Origin of the sequence: Hornefia porci (assembly GCF_001940235.1) — a bacterium.
In the GTDB taxonomy this organism is placed as follows: domain Bacteria; phylum Bacillota; class Clostridia; order Peptostreptococcales; family Anaerovoracaceae; genus Aminicella; species Aminicella porci.
In genome coordinates this window covers 660,284-679,725 of record NZ_MJIE01000001.1, presented here as the reverse complement: position 1 = coordinate 679,725, position 19,442 = coordinate 660,284, and the positions used below count along the sequence as shown (strand labels likewise).

15 protein-coding genes are annotated in these 19,442 nt (G+C 55.7%); 9 read left to right on the top strand and 6 right to left on the bottom strand.

Features of this window, described 5'->3' with window-relative positions; translation table 11 throughout:
* The first annotated feature begins 168 nt into the window (after nucleotides 1-168).
* From thrS to BHK98_RS03185, 6 genes are all read left to right on the top strand, one after another.
* Nucleotides 169-2,199 (top strand): threonine--tRNA ligase, encoded by a 2,031-nt coding sequence (thrS, locus tag BHK98_RS03215; protein ID WP_075712159.1) that lies wholly within the window; start codon nucleotides 169-171, stop codon nucleotides 2,197-2,199.
* 325 nt (nucleotides 2,200-2,524) lie between these two features.
* Entirely contained in the window at nucleotides 2,525-3,889 is a 1,365-nt protein-coding gene (locus BHK98_RS03205) for a beta/alpha barrel domain-containing protein (RefSeq protein WP_075712157.1), read from the top strand.
* Nucleotides 3,882-4,586 (top strand): GntR family transcriptional regulator, encoded by a 705-nt coding sequence (locus BHK98_RS03200; protein WP_075712156.1) that lies wholly within the window; start codon nucleotides 3,882-3,884, stop codon nucleotides 4,584-4,586. The genes BHK98_RS03205 and BHK98_RS03200 overlap by 8 nt, the downstream gene beginning before the upstream one ends.
* Before the next feature lie 2 nt (nucleotides 4,587-4,588).
* Nucleotides 4,589-6,520 (top strand): aconitate hydratase, encoded by a 1,932-nt coding sequence (locus BHK98_RS03195; protein WP_075712155.1) that lies wholly within the window; start codon nucleotides 4,589-4,591, stop codon nucleotides 6,518-6,520.
* Nucleotides 6,521-6,522: 2 nt separating this feature from the next.
* On the top strand, nucleotides 6,523-7,818 hold the full coding sequence (locus BHK98_RS03190; protein WP_245796816.1) for an isocitrate/isopropylmalate dehydrogenase family protein: 1,296 nt from the start codon (nucleotides 6,523-6,525) through the stop codon (nucleotides 7,816-7,818).
* A 266-nt stretch (nucleotides 7,819-8,084) separates the two neighbouring features.
* Nucleotides 8,085-8,939, top strand: coding sequence for a YitT family protein (locus BHK98_RS03185; RefSeq protein WP_075712154.1), 855 nt, complete (start codon nucleotides 8,085-8,087; stop codon nucleotides 8,937-8,939).
* On the opposite strand, the gene BHK98_RS03180 is transcribed toward BHK98_RS03185, so the two are convergent.
* The 6 genes from BHK98_RS03180 to BHK98_RS03155 form a co-directional block, all read right to left on the bottom strand.
* On the bottom strand, nucleotides 8,936-9,490 hold the full coding sequence (locus tag BHK98_RS03180; protein ID WP_075712153.1) for a YcxB family protein: 555 nt from the start codon (nucleotides 9,488-9,490) through the stop codon (nucleotides 8,936-8,938). The genes BHK98_RS03185 and BHK98_RS03180 overlap by 4 nt on opposite strands.
* A gap of 102 nt (nucleotides 9,491-9,592) precedes the next feature.
* Nucleotides 9,593-11,227, bottom strand: a complete 1,635-nt coding sequence (locus BHK98_RS03175) for a BCCT family transporter (RefSeq protein WP_075712152.1) — start codon at nucleotides 11,225-11,227, stop codon at nucleotides 9,593-9,595.
* A gap of 26 nt (nucleotides 11,228-11,253) precedes the next feature.
* On the bottom strand, nucleotides 11,254-11,907 hold the full coding sequence (locus tag BHK98_RS03170) for a glycerol-3-phosphate responsive antiterminator (RefSeq protein ID WP_083628024.1): 654 nt from the start codon (nucleotides 11,905-11,907) through the stop codon (nucleotides 11,254-11,256).
* A 159-nt stretch (nucleotides 11,908-12,066) separates the two neighbouring features.
* Nucleotides 12,067-13,014, bottom strand: a complete 948-nt coding sequence (locus BHK98_RS03165; RefSeq protein WP_075712151.1) for an electron transfer flavoprotein subunit alpha/FixB family protein — start codon at nucleotides 13,012-13,014, stop codon at nucleotides 12,067-12,069.
* Nucleotides 13,011-13,886, bottom strand: a complete 876-nt coding sequence (locus BHK98_RS03160) for an electron transfer flavoprotein subunit beta/FixA family protein (protein WP_075712150.1) — start codon at nucleotides 13,884-13,886, stop codon at nucleotides 13,011-13,013. Before BHK98_RS03160 ends, BHK98_RS03165 begins: the two co-directional genes overlap by 4 nt.
* Nucleotides 13,886-15,352, bottom strand: coding sequence for an FAD-binding oxidoreductase (locus BHK98_RS03155; RefSeq protein WP_075712149.1), 1,467 nt, complete (start codon nucleotides 15,350-15,352; stop codon nucleotides 13,886-13,888). Before BHK98_RS03155 ends, BHK98_RS03160 begins: the two co-directional genes overlap by 1 nt.
* A 407-nt stretch (nucleotides 15,353-15,759) precedes the next feature.
* Here BHK98_RS03155 and BHK98_RS03150 point away from each other — a divergent pair, with 407 nt between their 5' ends.
* The 3 genes from BHK98_RS03150 (at nucleotide 15,760) to BHK98_RS03140 (ending at nucleotide 19,334) form a co-directional block, all read left to right on the top strand.
* Nucleotides 15,760-17,019 (top strand): MFS transporter, encoded by a 1,260-nt coding sequence (locus BHK98_RS03150; protein WP_075712148.1) that lies wholly within the window; start codon nucleotides 15,760-15,762, stop codon nucleotides 17,017-17,019.
* A gap of 76 nt (nucleotides 17,020-17,095) precedes the next feature.
* Nucleotides 17,096-17,884 carry an SDR family oxidoreductase gene (locus BHK98_RS03145; protein ID WP_075712147.1) on the top strand — a complete coding sequence of 263 codons (789 nt, stop codon included), beginning with the start codon at nucleotides 17,096-17,098 and terminating at the stop codon, nucleotides 17,882-17,884.
* Nucleotides 17,885-17,903: 19 nt separating this feature from the next.
* The gene (locus tag BHK98_RS03140; RefSeq protein ID WP_075712146.1) at nucleotides 17,904-19,334 is read left to right on the top strand and encodes an FGGY-family carbohydrate kinase; all 1,431 of its coding nucleotides are present in this window, start codon (nucleotides 17,904-17,906) and stop codon (nucleotides 19,332-19,334) included.
* The last annotated feature ends 108 nt before the right edge of the window (nucleotides 19,335-19,442 follow it).

The window sequence follows — 19,442 nt, the reverse complement described above, 5'->3', positions numbered from 1 at the left end:
ACGCGGCGGAACGCCGCAGCTGAATCCGCCGCCGGAGAACACATCCACGTCGTCCGGAAGATGGGTGGAACCGCGGATACGATCAGTATGCGTCCCTTCTGACAGATATGATGTCGGCAGGGACGCTGTTTGTTTTTGCCGGCGTACAGCGAGAAGGAGGTAAAACTTATGAAAATCACACTGAAGGACGGGAGCGTTAAGGAGTACAGCAGTCCCCTTTCCGTCTATGAAATCGCCGAAGACATCAGCGCAGGGCTTGCCCGGGTCGCCTGCGTCGGCGAGGTGAACGGCGAGGTCGTCGATCTGAGAACTGTTGTGGACAAGGACAGCGAGGTCAGCATCCTGACATTCGATTCCGACGCCGGAAAGAAGGCCTATCGCCACACCTGCGCCCATGTGCTGGCAGAGGCTGTGCAGCAGGTTTTCCCGGAGGCGAAGCTCGCCATCGGTCCGTCCATCGACAACGGCTTTTACTACGATTTTGATCTGAAACCGCTTGACCGCTCCGATCTGGACCGGATCGAAGAGGCGATGAAGAAAATCATAAAAAAGGGAGACCGGCTGGAATATTACACGCTGAGTCGGGAGGACGCGCTGAAGCTGATGGAGGAGAGACAGGAGCCGTACAAGGTCGAGCTGATCAACGATCTGCCGGAGGACGCGACCATCTCCTTCTATCAGCAGGGAGATTTCATCGAGCTCTGCGCGGGGCCGCACCTGATGAGCACCAGGCAGATCAAGGCGTTTAAGCTGACGTCCACATCCGGAGCATACTGGAGGGGAGACGAGCATAACAAAATGCTGACCAGAATTTACGGCACAGCATTCACAAAGAAGGCGGATCTGGAAGAATATCTGGAATATCTGGCGGACATCAAGAACCGCGACCACAACCGTCTGGGTCGTGAAATGGAGCTGTTCACCACGGCTGATGTCGTTGGTCAGGGACTTCCGCTGATCATGCCGAAGGGAGCCAAAATCATCCAGAAGCTCCAGAGATGGATTGAGGACACCGAGGATTATGAGTGGGGCTATGTCCGTACCAGAACGCCGCTGATGGCGAAGTCCGCACTGTATAAGATTTCCGATCACTGGTACCACTATAAGGACGGCATGTTCGTCTTCGGCTACGAGAACAAAGAGCAGCTGAACAGCGCCGCTGAGGCAGAACGCCAGATCCACGGCGTGGAGGATCTTCCGCTGATCGAAAATGATGCGGACAGCAATGTCTACGCACTTCGTCCGATGACCTGCCCGTTCCAGTACTATGTGTACAAAGCGACACAGAAGAGCTATCGTGATCTGCCGTACCGCATGGGCGAAACCTCGACGCTCTTCCGCAACGAGGATTCCGGAGAAATGCACGGCCTCACGAGAGTCCGCCAGTTCACCATTTCAGAGGGTCATCTGGTATGTACGCCGGAACAGATCGATCAGGAATTCAAAAACTGCGTCGCGCTGGCGAAATACTGCCTGACCACCCTGGGTCTGGAGGAGGATGTGACGTACCGGTTCTCCAAGTGGGATCCGGACGATGCGGATAAATATCTGGGAACCGCGGAGGAATGGGATAAGGTCGAGAACGCGATGAAGGTGATTCTGGATGAGATCGGGCTTGAGTATACGGAAGAGAAGGGCGAAGCCGCCTTCTACGGACCGAAGCTGGATATTCAGGCGAAGAACGTATACGGCAAGGAAGACACCATGATCACGATTCAGCTGGATATGTTCCTGGCAGAACGTTACGATATGTATTACATCGACAAAGACGGCAGCAAGAAGCGTCCGTATATCATCCACAGAACATCTATCGGATGCTACGAGCGCACGCTGGCGTGGCTGATCGAGAAGTATGCCGGAAAATTCCCGACATGGCTTTGTCCTGAGCAGGTCCGCGTCCTTCCTGTATCGGAGAAGTACGAGGATTACGCACAGGAGGTCTTCCGCGAGCTGCGCAGGAACGGCGTTGACGTCACTGTGGACAACAGTGCAGAGCGTCTGGGTTACAAGCTCCGCCAGGCGCAGATGGACCGGCTCCCGTATATGCTGGTGGTCGGCGCCAAAGAGGAGGAAGACCGGACGGTATCCGTCCGCAGCAGATTTGCGGGAGACGAGGGAGTTAAGCCTCTCAGCGAATTTGTGGGTCAGATCTGCGAGGAGATTCGCACAAAAGAAATCCGCAAAGAAATCCGCAAATAAAAACGAAAAACGCGCCGGGTCACTTTTGTTCCCGACGCTGAAACACAAAAGAAAACAGCATGAATGCACAGAGGCCGCTGCCCCGACATCTGATACGCCGATCGTTCAGACGCCGGGCGGCGGTCTCTTCTCGCAGGAAGCGGGGAAAGTGCGAAGCCGGGAAACGAGAAAACCGGGAGAGTCGGGGTATGCAAATGCCGGATCGTACCGGTACATCCCGGTATACAGCCATGCCGGGAAACTTGACATTTGACGCGTTTGAGCATATACTTGTATACATGCATAGTGAAACAGTTTAACGTGTTAAAGGGGGAGGCATTTCAATATGTTGGAGATATCCAGGAAAACCAATCTGCTGGAGCAGGCCAGTTATAAATATTCCCTGCAGGATGTAAAGGAGCCTAATCTCTACCGCGATATGTACAATTATGAGGAGGCTCCGAAAATCGCGTTCAACCAGCGGCGCGTGCCGATGAACATGCCGGAGGACATCTGGATTACAGATACATCGTTCCGCGACGGTCAGCAGGCGATGGCGCCCTATACCGTCAAGCAGATCGTGGATCTTTTCAAACTGATGTCCCGGCTGGGCGGGCCCTACGGACTGATTCGCCAGTCAGAGTTCTTTATCTACTCGGAAAAGGACCGTCAGGCGGTGCAGGAGTGTATGGACCTCGGTCTGAAGTTTCCGGAGATCACCACATGGATCCGCGCCAACAAAAAAGATTTCAAGCTGGTGCGCGATCTGGGAATCAAGGAGACAGGCATCCTGGTTTCCTGCAGCGACTACCATATTTTCAAAAAAATGAACATGACCAGAAAGCAGGCAGTGGAATACTACCTGGAAACCATACGTTCCGCGTTCGACGCCGGCGTGGTTCCGCGGTGCCATCTTGAGGATATCACCAGAGCGGACTTTTACGGATTCGTTGTTCCTTTCGTTAACGAGATCATGAAGCTTTCGGAGGAGGCGGGGGTTCCGGTGAAGATTCGCGCCTGCGACACCATGGGGTACGGCGTGCCGTACACCGGCGCCGCGCTGCCCCGGAGCGTTTCAGGAATCATTTACGGACTGCAGCATTACTCCGGCGTGCCCAGCGAGATGCTGGAGTGGCACGGGCACAACGACTTTTATCACGCGGTATCAAACGCTTCCACCGCCTGGCTCTACGGCTGCTGTGCGGTCAACTGCTCCCTTCTGGGCATCGGAGAGCGGACCGGGAATATTCCGCTGGAGGCCATGGTGTTTGAATATGCCGGGCTCCGGGGATCACTGGACGGGATGGATACGACGGCGATTACTGACATCGGCAAATACTTCGAGGAGGAAATCGGCTACGAAATTCCGCCGAGAACGCCTTTTGTCGGAGAAGACTTCAACGTCACCAAGGCGGGAATTCACGCTGACGGACTGCTGAAGGACGAGGAGGTCTATAATATCTTCAACACGGAGAAGCTGCTGAAGCGCAAGCCGGGCGTGACGGTGAGCAAGACGAGCGGACTTGCCGGAATCGCGTACTGGATCAACGATCATTACAATTTGACGGGGGAGAATGAGATCCGCAAGGAGGATCCGATTGTTGCCGAACTGAAGGAATGGATCGACAGGCAGTATGACGAGGGCAGAACGACGAATATATCCAATCGTGAGCTTCGCGAGAAACTGAAGGAGATGAAACAAAATGATTGAATATAAAAGTGTATCCCTGGCAAACCAGGTATTTGAACGTATCGAATATAATATCCTGAGCGGTGAATACGCCATCGGTGAGATCATCAGCGAAAAACGGCTTGCGGCGGAGCTGGGCGTGAGCAGAACGCCGATCCGGGAGGCGCTGAGCCGGCTGCTGGAGGAGCGCCTGGTTGCGGACTCTCCCAGCGGTACGGTCGTTCTCGGCATCACGGACAAAGACGTGGACGATGCGTATGAGGTGAAACGGCGCATCGAGGTGCTGGCGACCCGGTGGGCTTCCCAGCTCATCGACGGAGAGGGCGTCCGCAGGCTTTCCGACATTATCGATCAGCAGGAATTTTATGCGCAGAAAAACGACACAGTCAAGGTCAGAGATCTGGACACGGAGTTTCACGATACAATCTACGAGTATTGCGGGAGCGCCGTGCTGCAGGGAATTCTTTCCCCCCTGCACCATAAGATCATGAAGTTCCGCAACGCGTCGCTGCAGAGTAATGAAAAACGGGTGCCGGAATCCATCGCGGAGCACCGCGCGATTCTGGATGCACTGGCGGAGCACGAGGATACCAAGGTGGAGACGCTGATGCTCGTTCATGTGGAACACGCATATAAGGGCGTCGTGAGGGAAAGAGAGTGCCGGAGGAACAGGAAGACGGCAGAAAATGAGAACGCAGCAGAGAAAGAGGAGGCATAAGAATGGGAGAGACCATCGCACAGAAAATTATCAGAGAGCATCTTGTCAGCGGACGGATGGAGCCGGGAGAGGAAATCGCCCTCCGCATCGATCAGACGCTGACGCAGGACGCGACGGGAACCATGGCGTACCTGGAATTCGAAACCATGGGGATTCCCAGGGTCCGCACTGAGCTTTCCGTGGCGTACATCGACCATAACACGCTTCAGTCCGGATTCATGAACGCCGACGACCACAGATTCATTCAGTCGATGGCAAGGAAATACGGACTCCGCTTTTCCCGTCCGGGGAACGGAATCTGCCATCAGGTTCATCTGGAGCGGTTCGGCCGTCCCGGAAAAACGCTGATCGGATCAGACAGCCATACGCCTACCGGCGGCGGGATCGGGATGCTGGCGATGGGCGCCGGCGGTCTGGATGTCGCTGTGGCCATGGGCGGCGGAGCTTATTACATCAATATGCCGAAGATGTACAAAGTGAATCTGACGGGCCGGCTGCGGCCCTTTGTCACCGCGAAGGATATCAGTCTTGAAATTCTGCGTATTCTGTCTGTCAAGGGCGGCGTAGGCGCGATTATTGAATGGGGAGGTCCCGGAATCAGGGAACTTTCCGTACCGGAAAGGGCGACGATCACCAACATGGGAACGGAGCTGGGGGCTACCACGTCCATCTTCCCTTCTGATGAAGTGACAAAGGCGTTTCTGGAAGCCGAAGGCCGCGGGGAGGACTTTGTTCCCCTGGCAAGCGACCCGGATGCTGTCTACGATCGGATCATCGACATCGACCTCGATACATTGACGCCGAAGATCGCATGTCCTCACAGCCCGGATGCGGTGGTGGATGTGGCGTCCATCGAGGGGACCAAGGTGGATCAGGTCTGCATCGGCTCCTGTACCAATTCTTCTCTGTATGACATGCTGAAGGTAGCTGCGCTGCTGAAGGGCAGAGTGATCAGTCCGGACGTCAGCCTGTCCGTCTCGCCGGGATCCAGGCAGGTTCTGACCATGCTGGCGGACTGCGGTGCGCTGTCGGATATCCTGTCCAGCGGAGCACGGGTGCTGGAATGCGCCTGCGGTCCTTGTATTGGCATGGGATTTTCGCCGAACAGCGGAGGCGTGTCGCTGAGGACGTTTAACCGCAACTTTGAGGGGCGCAGCGGAACAAAGGACGGAAAGGTGTATCTTGTTTCTCCGGAGACTGCGGTGGCGGCGGCGATTTTCGGTGAGATTACCGATCCCGCAAAGCTGGGAGAGCTTCCTCCGATTCATATGCCGGAGGCGTTCAGAATTGACGACAGTGCGATTCTTCAGCCTGCGCCGGTTGAGGAAGCGGCAGAGGTCGAGATTCTGCGTGGCCCCAATATCCGGGAATGCCCGGCGGGCGAGCCGGTGGAGGATGAGTTTTCAGCTCCGCTGGCGCTGAAGGTCGGCGACAATATTACCACAGACCACATCATGCCGGCGGGTTCCAGGATTCTGCCGTATCGTTCCAATATCCCGTATCTGTCGCAGTTCTGCTTCGAGGTCTGTGATCCCGGGTTCCCGGAGCGGGCGAAGAAAGCGGGAAGAAGCATGATTGTCGGCGGAGAGAATTACGGACAGGGTTCTTCCCGGGAGCACGCGGCGCTGGTTCCGCTGTATCTTGGCGTGGGGGCGGTCATCGCAAAGAGCTTCGCACGGATTCACGCGGCGAATCTGATTAACGCCGGAATCATGCCCCTGACCTTTGAAAATCCGGAGGATTACGAGCAGCTTCAGCAGGGAGACGAGCTGAAACTGTCCGGTATCGGGAAGGGCATGGAAAACGGAACGATTACGCTGCTGGACGAAACGAACGGGAAGAGTTTCCCGCTGCGCTGTGCGTACACGGAGCGGCAGAGAGAGATTCTGCGTGCGGGAGGTCTGCTGAAGTATGTGGCGAAGGAGGCACAGTAGACATGTTTGGCCGGAAGCGACTCAATATGAAAAACGCGGCGCGCAACAGACAGCGGAATATCAGAATAACCAACAGAAAGGAGAGAAAAAGAGCACGGGAGAAGTCTTCCTTCGTCTCGGATCTTGTAGATATGAGTATCAAGGAAATGAATGAAATGGCGGTGGTTGCCGATCTGACCGGACAGTTCCGGAATCTTCTGATGGATCAGCTCAGCCGTGTGATGGAGATGGAGGAGAACAGCAGACCTCCGAAAAACTTCAGAGAGCTCAGCAGAATCACTGTCGGAATCTGCCCCGGCGACGGAATCGGACCGATTATCATGGAGCAGGCGGAGCGCCTTCTGCGGGTCGTTCTGCGGGATGAGATCTCCGCCGGCCGTATCGTGCTGAAGCCGATTGAAGGACTGACTATCGAGAACCGCCTTCAGAAGATGGAGGCTGTACCGGAGGAGGTTCTGGAGGAGATCCGGAAATGCGATGTCCTGCTGAAGGGCCCCACTACCACGCCGAAGGGCGGAAGTCTGGAGAGCGCCAACGTGACGCTCCGGAGAGAACTGGATCTGTACGCCAATGTCCGTCCGGTCAGTGTGCCGGAGGAGGGAATCGACTGGATATTTTTCCGTGAGAACACTGAGGGAGAATATGTCCTGGGCAGCAAGGGCGTCGAGGTCCCCGGAAAGCTTTCCTTTGACTTCAAGGTGACCACAGAGCCGGGAACCCGGAGAATCGCGAGAAAGGCGTTTGACTATGCCAGAGACAACGGCAAGGACAAAGTGGCGATTGTCACAAAGGCGAATATCATGAAGAAGACAGACGGAAATTTCTCCCGGATCTGTCATGAGGTCGGGCTGCATTATCCGGGAATCGAGATGGAAGACTGGTATATCGACATCATGACGGCGAATCTGGTCAATCCGGAAATCCGCAGTCAGTTCCAGGTCTTTGTGCTCCCGAATCTCTACGGCGACATTATCACTGACGAGGCGGCGGAAATTCAGGGCGGCGTCGGCACAGCGGGGAGCGCCAACATCGGAGATCAGTACGCGATGTTTGAGGCTATCCACGGAAGCGCGCCCCGGATGATTGAGGACGGGCTGGGTGATTACGCCAATCCGGCCAGTCTGTTCAAGGCTGTGGTGATGATGCTCCGGCATATCGGCTTCACGGCAAAGGCAAACGGTCTGGAAAAGATTCTGGAGGAGTGTCTGGAAACCGAGAAGAGCGTGGTGGTCACCGGATTCCCGGAGGGCGCGACCTGCAGGGAGTTCGCGGATTATGTGATCGGGAAACTCGATTGAGGCGCAGAGCGGCGCGAACTCCGCTCCGACGTGAGCCCTCCGCTGCGGGGGCATCAGCGGAAAAACATAAGATTAAAATAAAGTAAAATCCCGCACCGGAATATTGACAACGGCGGGCAGTGTGATAAAATTCATTTGTCAGGCACGAATATACATTCTGCAGCGGAGAGAGAAGATCAGAGAGACCGTGAGGAGCATTGTTTCTTCACGTCTCTTTTTTTGTGACTGCCGGCGGAAATTATTGACAGGCGAAAGGAAAAGGACTAATGAAAAGAATCAGGACAGCGGGTGTGAATATCTCTATGATTCTGCTGGGCATCGCGCTGAATGCTTTTGCGGTGGAGGCGTTCTGTCTTCCCTATGGGATTCTGGTGGGAGGCGCCACCGGAATCGGGCGACTTCTGCACTATTTTACGGATATGCCGGTATCTCTGGGCGTCATGTGGGTCAACGCGGCCCTGCTCGTGCTGGCTTTTTTCTGCATGGGCAGGCGGTACTCGGCCTCCATCATTCTGGGCACCTTCCTCTATCCCGTGCTGATGGCTTTTTTCGAAGGGATCCCGCAGATCCGGCATATGGTGGAGGATCCGCTGCTGGCGGCGCTCTGCGGAGGCGGTCTGATGGGCGTCGGCATCGGTCTGGTGATCCGGAACGGGGGCAGTCTGGGAGGATCTGATGTTGTTCCTGTGATTCTGCACAAAAAAGCGAGGCTGCCCATCGCGCCGGTCATGTACGGTCTGGATGTGGCGATTCTGGTGCTTCAGGGCTTTCTGGCATCACCGAACGAGATCATTCTGGGAATTCTGATGACGCTGACGTACACTGTCGTGGCCAATAAAACACTGCTGGCCGGCGGCGGGCACGTGCAGTTCATGATTTTCAGCCCGCAGAATGAGAAAATAAAAAAGCTCCTTGTGGAAAGGGGCTTCGGCGCCACGCTTCTGCATGGAAAAACAGCGTATTTCTCCCATGAGACGGACGTTCTGATTACGATTCTTTCGGTGCGGTACATGAATTATGTGAAGGATCGGATTCTGGAGATTGACGACAAGGCGTTCATGACCATCAGCAGTGTGAGAGAGGTGGACGGCCGCGGATTTACCGTCAGCATGGATTCCTAAACCATGCTGATGTATTTCATGTGACCGGAGAGAATCGCTCTCACATCCTTCATTTCTTCGGGCTTCATGATGCGTTTGGGCAGACAGAAGGTGCTTGCGCTGTCCGGACGGATGACAAAGATATCGCTGGTTTCAATGGCGCGGGCATCTTTGTCCCCCGCAAGCTCCTGCGGCTCCTGTCCCGGAATCCCGACAGTGCCCTCCGGACTGAGAACGACCCGGAATGTACCGTCGGCCCGGGCGACTGACCGCGCGCCGCGGCGCGCTTTCACAATGGGCATATAGACCAGGTAAAATAAAAGAAGAACACACAGAATCACGATAAAGAAATAGTGAATCTTCCGGTTGTCCATGGCGAACAGCACCATCAGCACGATCGCGATGACGGACAGCCCGAGCCCGGCAAAGAGACGGAACCTCCTGTCCCATTTGAAGGACAGAAGGTAAAACGCCTCATATGCCTCGTCATAGCTGAGCCGGTAGTCAAACCGGCAGGCCGCGGAGGGCATCTCTGAAATCGGTGTTTTCGGTTGCTGGTTTCGTCTGTTCATAAATGCTCCTTGGTTCTGCGATTTCCGTGCAGCCGTTTCTGACGGAGTTCCGTCGGCGACGCTGCGTGAGTTTTCCCTGCGTCGTTGCCGGGTGAGTTCTCTCTACGCGGTCGCGTTCTTTCCGGCTCCGGCATTTTTCTTTCCCTGCCGTGCCTCCTCCTGCTCGGACATCAGGCGCTGAGATGGCAGCGGCTGACCGTATTCATCGTAGTCCTCGCTGAACGTGTCGTATTTCGCCGGGTTGGACATGACCTTCACAAAGGATACCGCGATCAGAATCAGCAGGAACACCACCGGGAATCCGCCCAGATTGGACAGGTACTTCAAAGCGTCGGTGCTCTTGAAGGCGGTGATGAAGATCACGCACATGACGCCGATCGTAACGCCCCAGACGATTTTCAGCCAGGTCGGAGATTCGGTGTCTTCTGCGCTCAGACCGGTGGTGCAGAGTCCTGACATGGCGTTTGTGTTAGAGTCTGAAGCGGTGACAAAGGAAACGAACACGATCAGCAGGAAGATCAGAATCGTGACGACCGGAACCGGCATCTGATGCAGAACCGCATAGGTTGCCGAGGCGGTGCCGCCGTCTGTCATGGCTTTGTTGATTCCTTTCCCTGCCAGCTCATAATAGATGGAGGAGGAGGAGAACAGCCCCAGCCAGGCGACAGAGAACAGAGCCGGATAGACGACGATGGTCCTGATCGCTTCACGCACGGAGAATCCGCGGGAAATTCTGCCGAGGAACACCGAAGTGACCGGCATCCACGCCATCCAGTTGCACCAGTAGAATATCGGCCACCAGTTTGCCCATTTGTCGCCGTCAGCGGCAGAGAGGAAGAGGGACTGCTTGCAGAAATCCGTCAGATATGCGCCGAAGCCTTCAATCGTCAGGTTCAGAATGTAGAAGGTGGGACCGAACAGGAAGACGAACAGGCCGAGCACCATGTAGATCCTGGAGTTGATCGTGGACAGAATACGGATGCCGTTCATCACGCCGGAGGATGCCGAGGCGACAAAGGCTGTTACGATGATCGCGGCCACGATGGTCCAGGTTGCCGCATTGGACTTGAAGGAATCGAAGATGCTGGCGAGACCGTCAGAGCAGAGGAACACCGCGGAACCCATGCTGGCCGCCATTCCGCAGACCAGAGCCAGCAGGCAGATGACGTCGACGACCGGAGAGGCCTTTTCTGCCATGGAATAGGGAAGCGCCGGATAGAGCATGCTGCCGATGGAATATTTTTTCTTTGCGTTATAGAACAGGAACGCGAAGAGAATCGCCGGAACGCCGTAGATGCACATCGGAGTAAACGTCCATTCCAGGAAGATATCCTTCATGATGAAGGTGATCGCTTCCGGAGACTGGGCCTTGACTGACGCGGGAGGATTGTAGTAATGGTACATCGGCTCCGCGCAGGCCCACAGCAGTATTCCCGCGGCCATGATCGTACAAAGGACGATCCAGACGTAATTCGTCATATTCATGATCGGCTTCGCCTTCCGCCCGCCTATCCGGACCCGGCCGAAGGGAGAGATGTACGCCACAAGAATCAGGATCACGCACGCAAAGGCCATCAGCGCGAAGAGCCAGGAGAATTTATCCAGAATGAAATTCGTGATGGCCATGATGGTCGCGTTAAATGCCTTGCCGCTGATGAAGTTCAGGGCGATCGTCGCAATGGCCAGCAGCCATGGGATCAGGAAGACACCCCAGCGTATCTGCTTATTGTTACTCATATAATACCTCCAGTTGTGACAGTTCTTTATTCTACGGATTTCCACACTTCGAGATTCGTGGTGGAAACTGCGATGGCGCCGGCGGAGAGCGCCCCCATGACATCGTCGGAATCCAGTACGAGTCCGCTGGCGACCAGAGGCTTTCCGTCCACCTCCTCCAGTGCGTAGCGGATCATTTTGCCGAGACCTGCGGGCATCATCTCCACAACGTCCGGACGGGTGTCGCGCACATGTTTTTTGATGTTATTGAAGGTGATGGTATCCAGCATAAAAAATCTCTGGATCGTGAAGAGCCCCAGCTCGTTGGCGCGCTTGATCAGATGAGGCTTGGTGCTGATGATGCCGTCGGCTTCAGTGAATTTCCGGATGAAATCCACGCTGATCTCCTTGCTGGCCAGACCTGACACCAGATCGATATGCACCACCGCCATCTTCCCCGCTTTTTTGATCTCGTGCACGATGTCGCGGATGGTACAGATGTTTCCGTATAATACATAGACGATTTCGCAGACGGAAGCACTGCTTTTCTCCAGCCATTCGTCATTCTTGACGGCGGCGATGACCGGGCAGCGTTCGGTGCTGTCGTAAAAGAAATTCAGAAGCTCTTTCTTTTTTCGGGCCAGTTCCGCCTGTGCCCGCGCGTCGCCGACTTCCAGATTCAGTTTTTCAGAGTAGGACATTGTTTTCTCCTTGTAAATCGTGTCTGCTCATTAAGTCACGCCGGACTTAATGGGCGCTGACAATAGTTTGCTTGCAGAGTCGCGGCGCACAGTCCGGCGGCAGGATGCGCCGTAGCGCTGCACATGCGACAAATAAACACACTGAATCTGTATATTTTATCATGAATTACAATACTTTGCCATAGCGCGGAGAAAATCTTTCCAGTCTCCGCAGATGCAGACGTCGGATTTCTTCATGATCGGCGCGTCCGGATCCCGGTTCACGGCGATAATGGTTCCGCTGCCTGCAATGCCGGCGCAGAAGGCAGGTGATCCACTGGCCCCCAGTACGATGCAGAGCTCAGGATGGATCATGCTGCCGCTGACGCCCAGAAGCTCCTCCATCGGACGCCATGCGTTCATGACCACAGGTCTGGACACCCCGAAGGCTGCGCCGAGCTGTTTTGCCAGCGCCGCTGCTTCCTCCGCACCGTCGCGGCTGCCCAGCCCGCGGCCGGCAGCAATGACCAGGCGGCTCTCGGTCAGAGAGGAGGACACGTGCTGCGGAACGAGCTTCTGATTTATCGGATTCAGAGGATCCGAGGAAAGTGTGACGGCTTCCGGAGCGTCTTCTTCCGGTGCACCGTCCGGAGGAGGTCCGGCCGGCGCCGAAGCATTCTCGCCCGAAAGAGCAGACGGACTCGCAATGTCATCGCCCGGCGCACAGCCTGCCGGGAAGCTTTTGTTAATCGCGATACAAAAAGGCCTACGGCGGAGCACAAAGTCGCCCCGGATATGTTCCGCACACAGAGAGCGCACCACATGAAGACCGTCGCCGCAGGAGTTCATTTCAGTCACGTCGACGGCGGCGGTGCCTCCGAGTCTCGCGGCCAGCCGCACCGCAAGCTCCCGTCCGGCGATGGACGCCGGAAACAGGAGAACATCGTCTGAAGCGCATAAGGAGGCGAGGGGAATCAGCGCGGCTTCCGCCCGGCAGAAGGCTCCTCCGTTCAGAGTGATTTTTCGGGGATTTCGCGAATCGTCTGTGCAGCTTCGCAGGAATCCGGACAGTCTGGCCAGATCTTCCTCGGAGGATCCGGGATTCGGCAGGATAAGCGTGTAATTCATCGTGCTCCCTCCCTGATATATTCCTGAACAATCTGTTTCGCGACATCGTCGGGGTCGCCCTCCATCCGCCGCGCGGCGCGGCTCTGATCGATGGCGGAGACGGACTGAAGTCTCATCCCGTGTTCCCGGAACTCTCCGGAAAGCCCGGAGGCAGGAATCACGGACGGAGGATTGCTTCCGGAGGCCTTTCTCTGGCGAAGAGTCGGTATGCGCAGGCAGGTGTCCGGCACATCGCCGATTGTGAGAAGGAGAGGAGTCGGCAGGTCTTCAGACAGAATTCCCGCGTCTGTCCGGTGCTCTGCCCGGATGCGTCCCTCCGCACCGGCGGAAAATCCCGTGACCTCGGTGATGCAGGGAAGCTGAAGAGCTTCTGCCAGGAGCAGAGGAAGCTGGCTGAATCCGCTTACGCCACTCTGCGTGCCCGTCAGAATCAGGTCAAAAGGTCCTCTTTCTCTGCAGTATTCCGCCAGAAGGGCGGCGTGCGCTTCCGCATTGTCCGGTCCGGGCCGATCGGTATCGATCCGGTCGGCGGTCTGATATCCGAGTGCCGTCAGGGTGCGCAGAGCTTTGTCTGCCACAGCGTCTCCGAGCGTGACGGCAGACAGCCGGACTTCATCGCCGGCCGCTGCAGCCGCAGCGGAATCGGGAGAACCGGCCGTTACGGACGCGGCCGACGCGGAATCAGCAGAGCCGGCCGCCGCAGCGTCCCGGAAGCGCAGCGCCAGTTCTGCCGCGCTTTCGTCCTGAGTCTCCGGAACAGTTTTCACGCCCGGGAAATCCAGGCGCGTATCGACAATATCGGAAGCCCATTCGGCTTCCGATATCAGATCCAGGTCAGGTATTATGTTGAAAACAGTCAGTATATTCATCATTAAAAGTTCCAGGGATGTTCTTTGTCGTGTTTTACCGGAATCAGGGTGCCCATATTCATGACGCCGTTGGGGTCGAAGGCGTGCTTCAGCGTTTCCAGCATATAGAAGGAAGAACCGTATTCCTCCCAGACGTAATGTGCTCTGGCTTTTCCGAGTCCGTGGTGATGGGCGATGGAGCCTCCAAACCGTACGGTTTCCTCGCAGATGATCCGGTTGATCAGATTATGGTATTTGTTGATTTCATCCTCCGGCTTGCAGTCCACGACATTGTAGTAATAGACAAAGTACATGTTGGTTCCGTTGATGTAGCTGTGGGAGGAGTGTCCGCCGATCATGGTCAGATCCGGAACCTCGTTGGTGATCCGCTCAACGACGGAGGCATAGATTTTGTAGATGCAGTCCCAGCAGCCGGAGATCTCAGTCGTGATTCCGATGTTGTCGGTCGCCAGGATCTCCTTCTTCTCCTGGGCGATCTGCTCAGCGCCCCAGTTGAGGTGGTTGAACCAGGTTTCAATCAGAGAAGCGTCCACAGGGGTGACGCCTTCGATCTTCCTCACGATTTCATCGATTCCTTCCGCAGTTGCCTTTGTTATAGAAGCAGGCCCCTCTGCCATGAACAGAAGCACGTTTTCGCCGTCTGCCCAGTCGAAGTTCATCTCGGCGTCCTGCAGATCGTACAGACGTGCGACAGAAGGCCTGTAACCCTCAACCATGACCTGACGCAGAGCCTGGAAGCCCTTTTCCATATCCTTGATCCGGTAGCCCAGGAAGCGGTTGTTCTCGGGCTGGTACTTGAAGATTTTAACGGTAACCTCAGTGATGAAGCAGAGCGCGCCCTCGTTGCCCAGGACGATGTGACGGATGTCCGGTCCGACGGAACGCCGCGGCACATTCTTGATACGGCAGACCTGTCCGCCCGGGAACACCACTTCGCAGCCCACCAGCATATCCTCGATTCCGCCGTACAGGGTGGAGAACTGCCCGATGCTGCGGGTCGCCACCAGCCCGCCCATCTGTGCGAGCGGCTTGGACTGCGGAGAATGACCTGTCGTCAGCCCCTGCTCCCGAAGGCTGTCTTCCAGTGACTGGAGAGGAACACCGCACTGGCAGGTGACCTGCATGCTCTCCGTGTTGACATTGAGAACCTGATTCATTTCCGAACCGTCGATGACGACGGAATTCTCCAGCGCTGTTTCCAGACCGCCCTCGATGGCGGAATGACCGGTGCGGGGAACCACGTTGACGCCGTTTTCATTGGCGAACATCAGAACGTCTCTGACCTCTTCAGTGCTCTTTACATATACAACAGCGGCAGGGATGGGCTGCGTGTAAACCTCGTGGCACTGCTCAAACTTTCTGTAGCGGTCGATGCTGCTTTCCTTCAGTACGGTTTCATCGGTGATTACCCGGTCCTCTCCGAGAATGTTCACCAGACCTTTTACGATTTCTTCCCTTGCGAGTGACATAACGAATCTCCTTTCGATATTTCTGTATGGTCGAATGTCTCATCGTTCCGCCGGCTGTCTTCTGTCAGAGCAATAGAAAAATAACTCGTCGGACACAGAACAAACACTGTGGAACGAGTTACCGTCTCTGAATCTCTTAACGTAACTGAGGTAATCTTACCAGTCCCGGACGGATTTGTCAACAGGGGAACAGGAAGTTTCTGAAAATTTGCGGATTGACAAAGCTTCGTCTTTGTGCTATTATCGCATTAATTACCGGGAGAGACGGATCAGAGAGCGGTAGTTCAGGTACATTGCTGTACGCTGAATTGCCGCTTTCTTTTTGTTTACAAAGGGCGATGACGCGCGTTAAGTCGCAGGTCCGTCCTCCCGCACGGAAATCTGAAACGTTTGGAGGAAATATTATTATGAACAGAGAATTCGTAAAGAAGTGGGGAACGCTGCTGCTCCTCGCTGCCGGCGCGGGAATCATTTTCCAGCTGCCGTACATCAGAGAAACCTTCTATCCGCAGATTCAGAAGGCGATGAATCTGACGAACAGCCAGATGGGGCTGCTGTCCTCGGGATATGCGACGATGGCGACCCTGTCCTATTTCATCGGAGGAGCTGTCGCCGATAAATTTTCGGCACGGAAGCTGCTGACCTTTTCCTTTATCGCAACGGGAGCTCTCGGACTTTGGTTTTCCACGTTCCCGAGCTTTACCACAGCGCGGATTATCTTTGTACTGATGGGAATTTCCAGCATCATCACCTACTGGTCCGCATGCATCAAGGCGACGAGAATGCTGGGAACAGAGGATGAGCAGGGACGCCTGTTCGGATGGCAGGAGGGCCTGCGGGGCATCATGAACGCTCTGCTGGTATTCGGCATGACCGCGGCGTATGCGCACATCTCCAAAACGGCGGGTGAAGTCGCGGGAGCATCTGCCGCAATCAAGGTATGCGCCATCGTCGTGATCATCATCGGCGTTCTGAACTTCATCTTCATCGAGGATACCGAGAAGAATGAGGAAGGCGAGAGCGTTATCGAGCTTACAAAGGGACTGTTCAAGGCTCTTACAATTCCGCGTGTCTGGCTGCTGGTGGGCATTATCTTTGCGGCGTACAGCGTTTACGGTCTGATCGGATATGTCAACACGTATGCGGTCACCTATTACGGCCTTTCCGAAACGATGGGCTCGACGCTTGGCGGAATCCGCTATCTGCTCCAGGGCGTCGGAGGGATTGTCGGAGGATTCCTGGCCGACCGGTATCATTCCAGAATTAAAGTCATCGTGGGCGGCTGTGTGCTGCTGATGATCTCCTTCGGACTCTACATCGTTCTGCCGGTGCAGGCCGGACTTGTGGGCGCGGTGATCGGAAACTTCTTCTTCGGACTGGTCTTCATCTATGCAGTCAGAAGCCAGTACTTCGCAGTTCATCAGGACGCCGGAATTCCGGTGGAGATGAGCGGAAGAGTTTCCGGTATTGCTTCTGCGCTGGGCTACACGCCGGATCTGTTCATGTATACTCTGGTCGGATCCTGGATGGACCAGTACGGTGCGGCCGGATTCAAGATGACATGGGGCTATGCGGTGGCAGCTGCAGGCGTCTGCATCGTGCTTTCGCTGGTGCTCAGCAGAGTGATCCGCAGCAAAGCAGGCGCGGCGGAAAACGGAGCGGCGTAATTCAGCGCTCTTTATGTCCGACGGTGACATAACGATCAGAGATTATGGTATAATAAAACAGACGGAGGTATCGAAAATGCGTAATATCAATGATTTTTCAATGGATTTCTTTTCGCTGAAGGGCAAAAACGCTATCGTGACAGGCGGCTGCAGCGGTCTGGGACAGGGCTTCTCTCTGGCGCTGGCCAAAGCCGGCGCGAACATCTTCTGCTTCGCGGCGGTGAACGATGACGGAACCACACAGAAGCTGATTGAAGACTGCGGCGTAAAGTATCATTTCATGCAGGGCGATATCATGGAGGACGGAATCTGTGACAAGGTCGCGGAGGAATGTGTCCGCATGTTCGGAAGCGTCGATATTCTGGTGAACTGCGCCGGAATCTGCAAGATCGCCGATGTTCTGGACTTCGGCAGAGAGGAATGGGATCCCATGATCGGCATCAACCTGACCGGCGCGTTTGATATGAGTCACGCAGTCGCGAAATACATGATCCCGCAGAAGAGCGGACGCATCATCAATATCTGCTCTCTGTTCAGCTTCTTGGGCGGACTGGGCTCTCCGGCCTATGCGGCCATGAAAGCCGGACTGATGGGTCTGACCAAGGCCTATGCGGATGAGCTGGGACAGTACGGAATCACGGTGAACGGAATCGCGCCGGGATACTTCCAGACGGCGATGACCGCCGGCACCGGAAGCGGAAACGAGGACGATCCGAAATATATCAAGATCAAAGAACATATCCCGATGGATCGCTGGGGCGAGCGGCAGGATCTGATGGGAGCAATGGTATTCCTGGCCAGCAGGGCGGCGGATTATGTGAACGGAACTGTTCTGGTTGTGGACGGCGGATATCTGGTGCGATAATTGAGAGAAGGCGAAGCAAATGAGTGAGAAATACATCATTGGAATTGACGAAGGCTCCCAGAGCGCGAAGATCTTAATCTTTGATACAAAGGGACATATTGTCTGCGAGGGCAGGCATCCTCTTAAACCGTATAATCTGCCGGAGCCGGGGCATGTTGAGCATCCGGATGACGACTGGTGGGACGCCATCTGCGGGGCCGCGAAAAAATGCATGGCCTCTTTCCGGGGAGATCCGAAGGATATCGTCGGAATCGGGCTTTGTACCATACGCTACTGCCGCGCCTACCTGGACGAGAACTGCATGCTGGCGCAGCCGGCGCTGTCCTGGATGGACGTCCGTGTCTCCGCACCTTACGTACATGAAAACCCGAAGGTGAAGTATATCGTCGCATCCTCCGGATATATCACGTTCCGGCTGACCGGTGAGAAGAAGGATTCTGTCGCCAACTATGAAGGCGGCTGGCCGGTGGATGTGGATACCTGGACCTGGTCGGAGGATCCGCAGGCGTATAAGGACTGCGGTATGCCCCGGGAAATGCTGTTCGAGCTGGTGAAGCCGGGAGATGTTCTGGGTCGTGTGACCGCGGAGGCGGCTGCCGCAACGGGATTTCCGGAGGGCGTTCCCGTGGTGGCGACAGCGAACGACAAGGCGGTTGAAGGCCTGGGAACCGGCTGTATGGGAGACGACACCGTGTGCCTGTCGCTGGGGACATATACTGCGGCGATGATGGAGGGCAGGGAATTTCTGCGGGATACAAAGAATACCTGGCCGAAGTTCTCCTGCGTTCCGGATAAATATCTTTACGACACCTGGGGAATCCGGCGCGGCATGTGGACCGTCAGCTGGTTCCGGGATGTTCTGGGCGACGGTTATGCGAAGGAAGCGGCTGCGAAGGGAATGTCCGCAGAAGAGATGCTCAGCATGGAAGCGGAAGGCGTTCCCGTGGGCAGCGACGGCCTGATGACCGTGCTGGACTGGCTGCCCTGGGTAGACGCCCGGTATAAGAAGGGAATCATGATCGGATTCGACGGCCGGCACACCCGGGCGCATATCTACCGCTCGATTCTGGAAGCGGTCGCTCTGACGATGAAGAAATATATCTTCGATATGACGGATGAGGTCGGAGTTGACATTAAAAAGATTATCGTAACCGGAGGAGGCTCGGGAAGCGATCTGTTCATGCAGATCATCGCGGACGTCATGAACATCCCCACTGTGCGGAATGAGGTGACCGGCGCGGCGGGACTGGGTGCGGCTATCTGCGCGGCTGTCGCCGCAGGCGTCTATCCTTCCTTCGAGGATGCTGTCGCGAATATGGTGCGCTTCTCTGACCGGTTCCGGCCGATTCCGGAGAACACAGCAGTCTATGACAAGATGTATCCGATTTACTGGGACATCACGAATCATACCGACGCAATTCTGAAGAAAACCTATGAGATCTTCAAATAATAAAAAAGCGGCGCACTCTGTCAGGTCGGCGTCAGATCTGACGGGGCGCGCTGAACCACAGCGTATCCCTGCGGCGCCGGCTGCTCCGGCCCGCGGGGTCGCTTTCTT

What these genes read in the sequence shown, in the direction of transcription:
- thrS (WP_075712159.1), top strand. Translation starts at nt 169, where the DNA reads ATGAAAATCACACTGAAGGACGGGAGCGTTAAGGAGTACAGCAGTCCC.
- BHK98_RS03205 (WP_075712157.1), top strand. Translation starts at nt 2,525, where the DNA reads ATGTTGGAGATATCCAGGAAAACCAATCTGCTGGAGCAGGCCAGTTAT.
- BHK98_RS03200 (WP_075712156.1), top strand. Translation starts at nt 3,882, where the DNA reads ATGATTGAATATAAAAGTGTATCCCTGGCAAACCAGGTATTTGAACGT.
- BHK98_RS03195 (WP_075712155.1), top strand. Translation starts at nt 4,589, where the DNA reads ATGGGAGAGACCATCGCACAGAAAATTATCAGAGAGCATCTTGTCAGC.
- BHK98_RS03190 (WP_245796816.1), top strand. Translation starts at nt 6,523, where the DNA reads ATGTTTGGCCGGAAGCGACTCAATATGAAAAACGCGGCGCGCAACAGA.
- BHK98_RS03185 (WP_075712154.1), top strand. Translation starts at nt 8,085, where the DNA reads ATGAAAAGAATCAGGACAGCGGGTGTGAATATCTCTATGATTCTGCTG.
- BHK98_RS03180 (WP_075712153.1), bottom strand. Translation starts at nt 9,490, where the DNA reads ATGAACAGACGAAACCAGCAACCGAAAACACCGATTTCAGAGATGCCC.
- BHK98_RS03175 (WP_075712152.1), bottom strand. Translation starts at nt 11,227, where the DNA reads ATGAGTAACAATAAGCAGATACGCTGGGGTGTCTTCCTGATCCCATGG.
- BHK98_RS03170 (WP_083628024.1), bottom strand. Translation starts at nt 11,907, where the DNA reads ATGTCCTACTCTGAAAAACTGAATCTGGAAGTCGGCGACGCGCGGGCA.
- BHK98_RS03165 (WP_075712151.1), bottom strand. Translation starts at nt 13,014, where the DNA reads ATGAATTACACGCTTATCCTGCCGAATCCCGGATCCTCCGAGGAAGAT.
- BHK98_RS03160 (WP_075712150.1), bottom strand. Translation starts at nt 13,886, where the DNA reads ATGATGAATATACTGACTGTTTTCAACATAATACCTGACCTGGATCTG.
- BHK98_RS03155 (WP_075712149.1), bottom strand. Translation starts at nt 15,352, where the DNA reads ATGTCACTCGCAAGGGAAGAAATCGTAAAAGGTCTGGTGAACATTCTC.
- BHK98_RS03150 (WP_075712148.1), top strand. Translation starts at nt 15,760, where the DNA reads ATGAACAGAGAATTCGTAAAGAAGTGGGGAACGCTGCTGCTCCTCGCT.
- BHK98_RS03145 (WP_075712147.1), top strand. Translation starts at nt 17,096, where the DNA reads ATGCGTAATATCAATGATTTTTCAATGGATTTCTTTTCGCTGAAGGGC.
- BHK98_RS03140 (WP_075712146.1), top strand. Translation starts at nt 17,904, where the DNA reads ATGAGTGAGAAATACATCATTGGAATTGACGAAGGCTCCCAGAGCGCG.